The 11855-nt window shown below is 62.3% G+C and carries 11 protein-coding genes; 7 read left to right on the top strand and 4 right to left on the bottom strand.

The genetic code is table 11. From position 1 onward, the window contains the following. Positions 1-295: 295 nt before the first annotated feature. The gene (locus Q0O99_RS09680; protein WP_293750835.1) at positions 296-1276 is read left to right on the top strand and encodes a tripartite tricarboxylate transporter substrate binding protein; all 981 of its coding nucleotides are present in this window, start codon (positions 296-298) and stop codon (positions 1274-1276) included. Positions 1277-1278: 2 nt separating this feature from the next. On the opposite strand, the gene Q0O99_RS09675 is transcribed toward Q0O99_RS09680, so the two are convergent. Next, a complete protein-coding gene (locus tag Q0O99_RS09675) occupies positions 1279-1599 on the bottom strand; it encodes a hypothetical protein (protein WP_293750833.1) in 321 nt (106 codons plus the stop codon). A gap of 350 nt (positions 1600-1949) precedes the next feature. Between Q0O99_RS09675 and Q0O99_RS09670 the strand changes: the two genes are divergently transcribed. The 5 genes from Q0O99_RS09670 (at position 1950) to Q0O99_RS09650 (ending at position 6524) form a co-directional block, all read left to right on the top strand. Then, positions 1950-2180 carry a CopG family transcriptional regulator gene (locus tag Q0O99_RS09670; protein WP_293750831.1) on the top strand — a complete coding sequence of 77 codons (231 nt, stop codon included), beginning with the start codon at positions 1950-1952 and terminating at the stop codon, positions 2178-2180. A 9-nt stretch (positions 2181-2189) separates the two neighbouring features. After that, positions 2190-2612 (top strand): type II toxin-antitoxin system VapC family toxin, encoded by a 423-nt coding sequence (locus Q0O99_RS09665; protein ID WP_293750829.1) that lies wholly within the window; start codon positions 2190-2192, stop codon positions 2610-2612. Positions 2613-2715: 103 nt separating this feature from the next. After that, positions 2716-3351, top strand: coding sequence for a flavin reductase family protein (locus Q0O99_RS09660; RefSeq protein ID WP_293750827.1), 636 nt, complete (start codon positions 2716-2718; stop codon positions 3349-3351). Positions 3352-3634: 283 nt separating this feature from the next. Further along, positions 3635-5308: a long-chain fatty acid--CoA ligase gene (locus tag Q0O99_RS09655; protein WP_293750825.1), complete on the top strand. Its 1674-nt coding sequence runs from the start codon at positions 3635-3637 to the stop codon at positions 5306-5308. A 187-nt stretch (positions 5309-5495) separates the two neighbouring features. Beyond that, positions 5496-6524 carry a S1C family serine protease gene (locus Q0O99_RS09650; protein ID WP_293750824.1) on the top strand — a complete coding sequence of 343 codons (1029 nt, stop codon included), beginning with the start codon at positions 5496-5498 and terminating at the stop codon, positions 6522-6524. Between the two features lie 300 nt (positions 6525-6824). On the opposite strand, the gene Q0O99_RS09645 is transcribed toward Q0O99_RS09650, so the two are convergent. Genes Q0O99_RS09645 through Q0O99_RS09635 form a run of 3 tightly spaced genes read right to left on the bottom strand, consistent with a single transcriptional unit; the run spans position 6825 to position 9812 of the window. Next, positions 6825-7619 carry a crotonase/enoyl-CoA hydratase family protein gene (locus Q0O99_RS09645; protein ID WP_293750823.1) on the bottom strand — a complete coding sequence of 265 codons (795 nt, stop codon included), beginning with the start codon at positions 7617-7619 and terminating at the stop codon, positions 6825-6827. Positions 7620-7640: 21 nt separating this feature from the next. Continuing rightward, positions 7641-8642: an acyl-CoA dehydrogenase family protein gene (locus tag Q0O99_RS09640; RefSeq protein ID WP_293750821.1), complete on the bottom strand. Its 1002-nt coding sequence runs from the start codon at positions 8640-8642 to the stop codon at positions 7641-7643. 12 nt (positions 8643-8654) lie between these two features. Then, complete coding sequence (locus tag Q0O99_RS09635; protein WP_293750819.1) at positions 8655-9812, bottom strand: acyl-CoA dehydrogenase family protein; 1158 nt, start codon at positions 9810-9812, stop codon at positions 8655-8657. Between the two features lie 344 nt (positions 9813-10156). Between Q0O99_RS09635 and Q0O99_RS09630 the strand changes: the two genes are divergently transcribed. Continuing rightward, positions 10157-11845 (top strand): amidohydrolase family protein, encoded by a 1689-nt coding sequence (locus tag Q0O99_RS09630; protein WP_293750817.1) that lies wholly within the window; start codon positions 10157-10159, stop codon positions 11843-11845. Positions 11846-11855 lie beyond the last annotated feature (10 nt).

Below are 11855 nucleotides of genomic sequence, written 5' to 3'. Positions count from 1 at the left end.
TTTTTAAGCACCCGCCGCCACGCCAATCAAGATGCGGCTTGGCGCAGTTGTGCAAAGACTTATCCACACCTTTGGGCACGGGGTTTGGGGGCAAATCCCTCAAAGAATAAAAAGATCCACTATTGACCCAAAGGGGCCAAACCCGTGCGGGGACAACAGTGCACCTCTGCACTGGCCCCTCCGAGCACCCGCAAAAAACCGCCCTTTTGGATTAAGGGAATACGCTGAAGGAAAAAAGCAGACATCCAGCAGATACTTTGCTGATCAACTTCGATCAACAAATAAGGAACCCCACATGACAGCCTCCTGGATAAGGCGCACGGCTTGCGTCACGGGCGCAATACTGGCCTTCGGCATGCCCCTGGGCGCTTGGGCCCAAGCCTGGCCCAGCAAACAGCCCATCAAATTGGTGGCCGTGTTCCCGCCGGGAGGATCGGTGGACCAAGTGGCACGCATTTTGTCGGGGCCCCTGTCTCAGCAACTGGGCCAAAGCGTGGTGGTCGAAAACAAAGGCGGCGCATCGGGCGTGATCGGCACGGCAGGCGTGCTCAGCGCCCCCGCCGATGGCTACACCTTCGCCGTGGTGTTCGACACGCATGGCGTCAACCAAAGCCTGATGCCCAACATGCCTTATGACAGCAAAAGAGACTTGACGCCTCTGATCCTGGTGGGCACTTCGGCCATGATGCTGACCACGCACGCCAACACCGAATACAAAACATTTGCCGACGTGGTGGCCGCGGCCAAGGCCAAAAAGAACGTCTCTTATGGCTCCATTGGCAATGGCAGTCTGGCGCATTTGGCCATGTCTTTGTTGGGCAAAAGTGGCGGCATGGAGTTCAACCATGTCCCTTTCAAAGGCGGCGGCCCTTTGATGAACGATGCCATTGCAGGACACATCCCCCTGTCGATGGCCACTGTCTTTTTGAACAAACCGCACATCGACAGCAAGCGCTTGAGGCCTCTGGCCGTCACATCGGCCAAACGTGTCGCCGATTTTCCTGACGTCCCCACCATTGCCGAAGCGGGCTTTGCAGGCTTCGAAGCCCCCGCCTGGTGGGCGCTGCTGGCGTCATCCAAAACACCCCCGGACATCATCCGCCGCATGAACGAAGAGCTGAACAAGGCGCTGGCCAACCCGGACGTCTCCAAGCGCTTGGTGGCCCAGGGCATTGAAATTTCAGGCGGCAGTGTTGAAAAAGCCAAGACTTTCATCGACGGTCAGATCGACACCTGGGCCAAAGTGGTGCGCGACAACGGCATCAAACCCGACTGAGTTCAAGCCGCCGCTTCCGGCAGCGGCGCGTCGACCACCAAATCAGCGTTGAGGGCGCGCACCCGGTGGTCGACGTAGTAGCCGCCAAACTCGGTGTACCGGAGCAAAACCCGTTGGCAGCGGTTGCAAGAAAAGACATCGCTCCGGTTGCAGGGGAAAAATTGCGGCGCAAAGGGCGCAAGCGGGCTGTCGTATCGGGTGCCCTGAGGGTGGAACTCTTCAAACGTGGGCTCGCTGGCCGCCGCTTGTTCGCCCTCAGCGGGTGCTGCGCGCAGGCTGCCTACGCCGGTCATTTGTGGCCCGGGCCAACGGTCTTCCGTCATGCTTTCCCAGCCAGCACAAGGCCCCAAGGCGCATTGGCATTTTTGGGGCGCAGTGGCCTGAGCCAAAGCTTTCAAAGCTGGGGCATCGAGGTGGGGGGGTATTTTCGTGGCCATGGAGTTTCAAGGGTTGTCGGCACAGATCGCCATCGGTGTCGCACGGGTGAAAGAAAAGTTTGGGCGATCGGAATTTAGCAGCTTTACGGTCCTTCGGACCACCCGTTCGGACAGGTCGGTGGTGACAGGCTCAAGGGCTTGGGCACCCTGTTTGCCCTTGTCTGTCGGCTGAAAGTTGGGACTCTGGCCCAAAGTACGTATACTCCCACATATACTTTTTTGCACTGGAGTTGAACATGGCACAAATCACGCTGTATTTGGACGACGCCACGCAAGCCCTGGTCGATGAAGCCGCCAAAGCCAATGGGGTGTCCAAGAGCCGATGGGTGGCGGACATCATCCGCACTTATGCGGCGCACGATTGGCCGCAAGACTGCTTGGCGCTGGCGGGCCGTTTCACAGACTTTCCCCTGAAGCAAGGTGCACCCTGCACCCAGCCTGCCGATGTGCCGCGCCTGATTTATTGATGCCCGGCCATGTTGATCCTCGACAGCAACACCATCAGCTATTACTTCAGAGGCGACCCACAGGTGGTGCCTCGCATGCAAGCGATAAGGCCGGGCACGCTGGGTGTTCCGGCCATTGTGGCGTACGAGTTGCGCTACGGACTCATGCGCTTACCCCAAGAAGCGGCCGAACCGCGCTTGGCCGCCTTGGCACAATTTCTTCGACCCATGCAAATGCTGCCCTTTGACGATGAATGTGCCTTACAGGCCGCCAAAATTCGCATCGCTTTGGAAGCGGCAGGTACGCCCATCGGCCCGCACGACACCTTGATAGCGGCCACAGCCACGCGCCATCAGGCCACACTCATCACGCGCAATGTGCGCGAGTTTTCTCGGGTACCGGGCCTGCAGTGGATCAACTGGCACGACGACAGGCCAGCCCTTAAGCCCTAAGCGAACACCAAGGCCCAACGACAGTTCGTCCCACACCCAGGTCAACTGTCGCTTTGTCATGCACATGACTGGTTTGACCCCAGCCTCACATTAAAGTGCCAACATGATGCACTTCTACGAACCCCACCTGGGCCACGGCCTCAAGCACGACCCGTTCAACGCCATCGTGGGTCCCCGGCCCATCGGTTGGGTGTCCAGCCGCAGCGCCAGCGGTGTGCTCAATCTGGCACCGTACAGTTTTTTCAACGCCTTCAATTACGTGCCGCCGCTGATCGGGTTTTCCAGTGTCGGGCGCAAGGACTCGCTCAACAACATCGAAGCCACGGGCGAGTTTGTCTGGAACCTGGTCACGCGTGACTTGGCTGAGGGGATGAACCAGACCTGCGAGGCGGTGCCGCCCGAGGTGAACGAGTTCGACCTGGCGGGCTTGAGCCCCGAGCCCTCTCGCATCGTGGGCGTGCCGCGCGTGGCACAAAGCCCGGTGAGCTTTGAGTGCCGCTGCACGCAAATTTTGCAACTCGAAAATCTGGACGGCAAAAAGATCGAGACCTGGATGGTGTTTGGCCAGGTGATTGGGGTGCACATCGACCAGCGCTTGATTGCCAACGGGGTCTACGACACGGCCAATGCCGGGCACATTTTGCGCGGGGGCGGCCCGGCCGATTACTTCAGCATCGGACCTGAGCAACTGTTCAAGATGCACCGCCCCGAAAGCGGTGCCCGCGATTTGCCCAAGTGAGTTGCCATCGATCCGGCCCCATGATGTTTGAAGTCACGCGGTGCAAGTCGGTCATCCCTCGTAGGTCGGGCCTTTATGGTCCGACATTTCATCTTCTCGCGAAGCGACATGTCAAACGGCAACGGTGCACCACCCGCCATGTCAGACCTGAAGGCACCGACCTACAAAATTCAGACTTTTACGGTCAGAATCAATAAGTGTCACGGTCCTTGGGTTTTCCCTAGCGTACGGCGTGCGGTGCGGGCAGCATGATTTGGGCTGTCAAGTTCAACCCTCGCCCTTCATGACCACAGCTTCTTCTGAATCCGCTGCCCCGTCGCCCATCTGCAGCACCATGATGCAGATGCCCTTGTCGCTGAACCATTTGCTCGAGCGTGCGGGCACTTTGTTTGCCAGCAACGAGATCGTCTCGCGCCTGCCCGACAAGTCGCTGCGCAGGCACCGCTATGGCGAGTTTTACCAACGCACGCGCCAGCTGGCGCAGGCCCTGCAAAACCTGGGGCTGCAAAAAGGCGAACGCGTGGCCACGCTGTGCTGGAACCACCACGCGCACCTGGAGTGCTATTTCGGCATCCCGGCCGCAGGCGGGGTGATGCACACGCTCAACTTGCGCCTGTCGCCCGAAGAGATCGCCTGGATCGCGGGCGACGCGCAAGACAGGGTACTGATCATCGACGACGTGTTGCTGCCGCTGTACCAGCAGTTTGCGCACCTGTACCACTTTGAACGCGTGATCGTCTTTCCCTTCTCCGGTGCCGCCGTGCCCGCGCCCTTCACCGACTACGAACAGCTGCTGGCCAGCACCGATGCACAGGGCTTTCAATACGCCCCGCATGCCGAAGACGATGCGGTGTCGATGTGCTACACCTCGGGCACCACGGGTCGCCCCAAAGGCGTGGTGTACTCGCACCGCTCCACCCTCTTGCACACCCTGGTGGGCTGTTTGGGTGACTTTTGGGGCCTCAAGGGCAGCGATGTGATCTTGCCTGTGACGCCCATGTTCCATGCCAACAGCTGGGGCATCCCCTACGGCGCGGTGATGATGGGCGTCAAGCTCGTGTTTCCTGGGCCGCACCTGCACCCGGAGGATTTGCTGGACCTGATGACGGCCGAGCCCCCCACGCTGTCGCTGGGCGTGCCCACCATTTGGATGGGGCTGATCCAGGCTTTTGAGGCTGCGCAAAGCACCCAGCCGGGCCGCTGGAAGCTGCCCGCTGGCATGCGCTCTTTGGTGGGCGGCGCGGCCGTGCCAGAGACGATGATCCGCGCCTTTGACCGGCACGGCATCTGGATTATGCAAGGCTGGGGCATGACCGAAACCTCGCCTTTGTGCACCGTGTCTTACCCCAAGTCGGAGCTGAAAGACGCATCGCCCGACGAGCGCTACCGCCGCGCCGCCATGGCAGGCGTGCCGGTGCCCTTGACCGAATTGCGCATCCGGGGCGAAGACGGACTCGATGCCCATTGGGACGGCCAGCATGTGGGTGAAATCCAGGTGCGCGGCCCCTTCATCACCGGCAGCTACCACCAGGTGCCCGTGAGCGAAGACAAGTTCAGCGCCGACGGCTGGCTGCGCACCGGCGATGTGGCCAGCGTGGACGCCCTGGGTTTTGTGCGCATCACCGACCGCACCAAAGACCTGATCAAGTCCGGCGGCGAGTGGATCAGCTCGGTGGATCTGGAAAACGCCCTGATGGCCCACCCCGACGTGGCCGAAGCGGCGGTGATCGCCATCCCCGACCCCAAATGGAGCGAGCGGCCGCTGGCCTGCATCGTGCTCAAACTCGGTCACGCACAAGGTCAGGCGCCCCGGCCCGAAGACTTTGCCGCGCACCTGCTGCAGCACGGCTTTGCCAAGTGGCAGGTGCCCGATCGCTACGAGTTCATCGACGCCGTGCCCCGCACCTCCACCGGCAAGTTTTACAAACTCAAACTGCGCGAGCGCTTTCCGGCCTGATGAAGTTGAATGGCGAGCGCAGCCCCTGCGGCTGTGACCCCGGGCGAAGACCCGGGGTCCATCCCCTTGGGCCGACATTTGAAAACGTCGCAGGGCCGAATCATTAGGCTTTCCGGGCATGGGGTTAAGAGGCAAGGCACAAAATAGATTTGCGCTGCTAGAGCGCCAATTTTTCTAGGGAATGGGCATGCAGCACCGATTTTTGACCGCTTTATGCACCGGCTTGTTGTCTTTCACGCTGGCTTGGGCACAGCCTGTCACCCCGCTTGAAGCCAAGCCAGACGTCCCCATCACCTTGCCGCCAGAGCCTCTGCAAAGGGTCATGCAGTCCGTGGTCACGGTGCAAAGCCGCAGCGACGCGCAGGCCAGCACCAGCCGCACCCTGGGCCAGCGCCGCGAAGGCACGGGCGTGGTGATTGGCCCCGACCTGGTGCTGACCATTGGTTACCTGCTGCTCGAAGCCGAAAGCGTGGACCTGATCGACCACCAAGGCCGCCGCATTCCAGGCCAAGTGCGGGCCGTGGACAACCTCAGTGGCCTGGGGCTGATTCGCACCCTGATCCCCTTGCGCCTGGAGTCCGTGCCACTGGGCGACTCGGACACCTTGCCCACACCCGGCAAACTCTGGACGCTGGGTCAAAGTGAGGCCGCCCCCACACAGCTGGAGTTGGTCTCCAGAAAAGTCTTCGCAGGCACTTGGGAATACCTGTTGGAAGCCCCCCTGATGACGCTGCCCGCGGTTAACAACTGGAGTGGCGCGGGCTTGTTCGACGACCAAGGCCACTTGGTCGGCATCGGCTCTTTGTTGGTGCAAGACGTGTTTGGCGACCAAGTGCCACTGCCGGGCAATTTGTTTGTGCCCGTGAACCTCGTCAAAGACCCTCTGTCTGACTTGGTGCGCAGCGGCAAGCGCACCGGCCCGGCCACGCCCTGGCTGGGCATCACCAGCCAGCGCCTGCCCAGTGGCGGTTTGGCCGTATTGCGTGTATCGCCTGGCAGCCCCGCAGCACAGGCAGGCATCGCCGTGGGCGACACCTTGATCGCCCTGCAAGGCCAAATACTGCAGGACCTGCCCGACTTTTACCGCCGCCTGCGGGCCTTGGGGCCTGCCGGCAGCCGCTTGACCCTGACCGTGCGCAGCCAAGGCCAAAGCCGCGAGGTTGAGCTGCTGAGCACCGACCGCGCAACGGCATTAAAAAGGCCCAGCGGGATTTGAAATGTCGCTTTGCGAATAGACCCACGTCGGACCATCAAGGCCCGACCTACGGGGGATTGGCATTTGCAGGTCGGTGCCTTCATGTCCGACATCTTCGGTGCACCAGCACCCCTTGAAAATGTCGCTCCGCGAAGGGATGGCTGTCGGACCATCAAGGCCCGACCTACGAGAGGCATGTCGCGCCCCCGCGATGAGATTGGCATTTGTAGGTCGGTGCCTTCAGGTCCGACATCTTCGGTGGCTTCAGCCCCGACATGCAGCAAGGGCCCACCCCGTGGGCGATCGGCGTGGCACGCGCCTTCAGGCCGAAAATTGGGGCGGGCGCTTTTCGATGAAGGCGTTCACCGCCTCGTGGTGATCGGTGGTCATGTGGGCAATGGCTTGGTAGCCCGCCGACAACTCCAGCAAGGACTCCAATGAACTGCGCTCACCTTCGCGCAGCAAACGCTTGGTCATGCGCAGCACCGCGCCCGGGTTGGCCGCGATCTTGCGGGCCAGCGCCATGGCTTCGGGCAGCAACTGTTCAGGCGCCACCACCCGCGACACCAAACCACAGGCCAGCGCCTGCTGGGCCGTCAGGGCCTCGCCCGTGAAGGCCATCTCGGCCGCCTTGGACGCGCCCACCGCGCGCGGCAAAAGCCAGGCCCCGCCATCACCCGGCACGATGCCCACTTTCACAAAACTCTCGGCAAAGGTGGCTTTGTCCGAGGCGATGCGGATGTCGCACATGCAGGTCAAGTCGAGCCCCGCGCCAATGGCCGGGCCGTTGATGGCGGCGATCACCGGCACATCGAGGTTGTACAGCGCCTTGGGCAGGCGCTGGATGCCGTTGCGGTACTCCTCACGGATCACATCGGGCTTGAGCTGCTGGGTTTGGTAGCGCAGCATGTCCTTCACGTTGCCACCCGAGCTGAAGACCGGGCCTTCGGCCGTCAGGATCACCGCGCGGACGCTGGTGTCCTTGGTGATGTCGGCACAAGCCTGCACAAACTCTTCAACCGCCGTGTTGCCGGTCAGGGCGTTGCGGGTCTCGGGATGGCTCATGGTGAGGATGACGATGGTGCCCTCACGGGTGATGTTGAGAAAATGGCTCATGAAACTTCCTGAATAAAAAAATCAATCCACCGCATCGGTGAGTGTGCGCATCAGGTCCAGGCTGAGCGGCTCGGGGCTGTCCAGCAAGGCCTGGCCCAAGACATCGTGCCAGTAAGACTCTGACCCGGCCGCTTGCCGCCAAGCATGCAGCCTGCGGGTGTACAGCTGCAGGTCAAACTCTCGCGTGAAGCCGATCGCCCCGTGGATGGCGTGGCTCAGGCCCGCCACTTCGAGCGCCGCCTCGCTGGTGCGGGCCTTGGCCATCGCCACGCGCAAACGGTCGGGCACCGGGCCCGCAGCGGACAGCCCCAACTGGGCCGCCATGCGGGCGGCAAAGGCGTGCTCGGACATGACGCTCAGCTGGTGCTGGATCGCTTGGAACTTGCCAATGGGCTTGCCAAACTGCTGCCGGTCGTTGGCGTATTGCAGCGTGCGGCTGAACACGGCCATCAGCGCCCCAGCCAACTGGGCGGCATACAGGGCCGCCTGCAAGGTCACCAGATCATGCGTTCCAGGCACTGCCTGTGCAGCGTCCCAAGCCGCTTGCGGCCAGCTGATTTGTGCGTCCAGGCAAAACCCGGCCACTTGCATTTGGGCACAAGCCACGGGCAGCAATCGGCAAACGCCGCCACACGACACCAGCACCCAGTCGGCTTGTGTACCGCAGCGCACCTGCGCGCAGTGCAGACGGCCATCGCTGGCCAACTGCCCCGTACCGAAGACCACCGAGCCTTTTGGCGCGGACACGCCCGCATGGGCCAAGAGGCCCCGCGCCAGCAAGGTCTCGCCCAACGGCAGGGGCACGGCATAGCTGCCGCACAACTCCAGCACCGGGTACACATCGGCCAACGTCAGCCCTGATCCGCCCGCAGACTCGGGCACCAGCGCATCGGCAAAGCCCGCGGCCTCCAGTTGCTGCCACAAAGCCGCGCGCGGCTGGCCCGCTTCGATGGCGCGCACCACCGCAGGCGTGCAATGGTCGGTCAGCAGCGCTTTCACAGCGTCAGAAAAAAGATCGTCCATGGTGTGTCCTTTTCAGCGCAGACCCAGCCCACGGGCGATCATGCCGAGCAGGATGTCGCGTGTGCCGCCGCGCAGCGAGTAGCTGGGCGCCACTTGCGTGGTGTAGTTGAGGGTGTTGAGCAATTCGGCCGGCACATTGGCAGCGTCGCGCGAGAACAAGTCGTCGGCAATCGTCGCCGGGATCAGCTGCTCCACGCCTGTGCCCAGGTCTTTGACCAAGGCCGCCTCGACCACCGGGCTTTCGCCCCGCGTGAGTTTTTCGGTGATGGCCACCGACATGGCGCGCAGCGGCGCCAGCTGACTCAGGATCTTGCCCGCCAGGCGCTGGGCCTGGGGGGTGCGGCCTTGCGGCGTGCGCACATAGGCCAGCCATTCGTCGAACAAGGCGATGCTGGAGAACAAGCGCTCCGGCCCGCTGCGCTCAAAGGCCAGCTCGGCCGTGACTTGGTCCCAACCCCCGCCTTCGTCGCCCACCAAAGCGTCAGGCCCCAACTGCACATTCTCAAAAAACACTTCACAAAAATGGCTGTCGCCCGACTGGTCCACGATGGGCCGCACCGTGACGCCCGGCAAGGACAAGTCGACGATCACCTGCGACAAGCCCTTTTGGCGGTCACCCGCCTCGCCACGGGTGCGCACCAGCGCGATCATGAAGTGGCAGTTGTGGGCATTGGTGGTCCAGATTTTTTGGCCGTTCAACAGCCAACCCGATTCATTGGGCAAAGCGCGGGTGCGCACGCTGGCCAGGTCCGAACCTGCACCGGGCTCGCTCATGCCAATGCAGTAAAAAGCTTCGCCCCGGCAGATGGGGGGAAGGTAGCGCTGCTTTTGCGCTTCGGTGCCGTACTTGAGCAGCAAGGGGCCGCTTTGGCGGTCAGCGATCCAGTGCGAACCCACGGGCGCGCCAAAGTTCAAAAATTCTTCGACCAGCACATAACGCGCAAACGCGCTGCGCCCTGCACCGCCATAGGCCGGCGCAAACGTGATGCCCAACCAACCCCGGCGGCCCAGCTCGCGGCTGAAGGCGGGGTCATAACCCATCCAGGAGCGGGCGCGCACATGGGCCGGCACACCGCGCATGGCTTCGGTCAAAAAAATCCGCACCTCTTGGCGCAAGGCTTCGTCTTGCGCAGGAATGGCCGACGGGTTCAACGAATCCAGCTGGCTCATGCCAACACCCCTTTTAAAAACAACGTCTTCATGATCTCTCCCGTCAGGGCCAACAGACCGCCCAGCCACCCATGGAGGCCCCTGGTGCAGCGCATTATTTCGATGGTTTGTGTTTTCACCTAATGCTTGCTTTGCTTTGCGCGACACCCACGCGCTGTTCATGCTCAAGCACCTGCTGCCGCACTGGGCGCGCCTGGCGGTGCAGCGCCATGGAAACCCTGGCGGGTCTGGAAAACCCTGATATCCACTGCGCGACAGCCTGCAGCAGGCAACTGCCTATAGTCCGAAAAATCGTTGGGCATGTCCCCCGCGCTCGACTTTCACAGCAGCAAGGCTTCAGACAGATGCATGACTTGATCATCCGCAATGCGCAGGTTTACGACGGCTTGGGTGGCCCACCCCTCATGGCCGATGTCGCTGTCTCGCAAGGCTGCATCACCCACATCGGCCCCGTGGACGGCCCCGCCCGCGACAACATCGATGCCCAGGGTTTGGCCCTCATGCCGGGCATCGTGGACCTGCACACCCACTACGACGCGCAAGTCACTTGGGACCGCACCCTGTCGCCATCTCCTGCCCTGGGCGTGACCACGGCGGTGATTGGCAATTGCGGTTTTGGCATCGCGCCCTGCCCGGCGCACCTGCGCGAGACCATGCTGAAAAACCTGTCGGTGGTGGAAGGCATGGACTTGCAATCCTTGCTGACGGGCGTGGACTGGCAGTTTGAGTCTTTTGGCCAATACATGGACCAATTGCGCCGCATCGGCCCCTATGTCAACACCGCCGTCTTCGCAGGCCACTCGGTCATCCGCACCGCCGTGATGGGCGCAGATGGCTCTGCCCAGGTCGATCCCACACCCGAACAAATGCAGACCATGAAAGCCCTGGTGCGCGACGCCATGGACCACGGTGCCATTGGTTTTGCGTCGTCTTTCTCGCCCAACCACAGCGGCTATGGCGGCATCCCCATGCCGTCCACCATCGCCTCCGAAAGCGAGTTGCGGGCCTTGGCCGGGGTGCTGGGCGAGAAAAACAAGGGCGTCTTCATGATGGCCACCGGCAGCCGCGCCAACCCCGACGTGATGGAGTCCATCGTGCAAGACACCGGCCGGCCCGGCTACATCTCCACTGTGCTGACCATGTACAACGAGGGCAACCCGGGCCTGGGGGCCACCTACTATGAACGCTGTGCCCAGGCCCTGGCCCGCGGCCACGAGCTGTATGTGCTGACCAGTTGCCAGCCGCTGTCCTTTGACTTCACCTTGACCGACCCCTATGTGCTGCTCAGCCATGCGGCCTTTGATGCGGTCAAAACCGCCACGGCGGACGCCCTGCCCGGCTTGTACCGCTCGGCCGAATTCCGCGAAGCCTTCCGCCAGAACCTGCGCCAGCCCAAGGCGGGCATATTGTTTCTGGGCAACTGGCGGCACATCGAAGTCGGACACACCATGCGTCCGGACAACCAGGTGCTGGAAGGCGTGAGCATCCAGGCGCTGGCCGACCAACGCGGGCTGGACCCGGTGGATGTGTTCTTTGACCTGGCCCTGTCGGAAGACCTGGGCACCCATTTCGTGGGCAAGTTTTTCAACAACAACGACGACGGCGTGGCCCCCTCGCTCAAGCACCCGGCCAGCGTCATCACGCTGTCGGATGCGGGTGCCCACCTCACCTACATGTGCGATGCAGGCTTTGGCCTGTACTTTTTAGCGCACTGGGTGCGTGACACCGGCCACTTCACACTAGCCGAAGGCGTGCGCCGCCTGACCAGCGAGCCTGCCGACCGCTTTCGCATCCCCAACCGGGGTCGCCTGCAAGTGGGCCTGCCCGCCGACCTGCTGCTGTTCGACCCAGCCTGCGTGGGCATCTCCAAACCATTGCCACGCCAAGACTTGCCTGGCGGTGGCACGCGCATGGTGCGCGAAGCCACCGGCGTCCATGGCGTCTGGGTCAATGGCGTGAAAGTGCACGACGGTCAGGACTATGTGGACCATCCCCACGGGCCAGGCCAAGTGCTCGACCAATTCAATTCCTAAGGAGTGTGTT

This window comes from Limnohabitans sp. Rim8 (genome assembly GCF_945901735.1).
GTDB lineage: Bacteria > Pseudomonadota > Gammaproteobacteria > Burkholderiales > Burkholderiaceae_C > Limnohabitans_A.
This window is presented reverse-complemented; position numbering and strand designations above follow the sequence as displayed.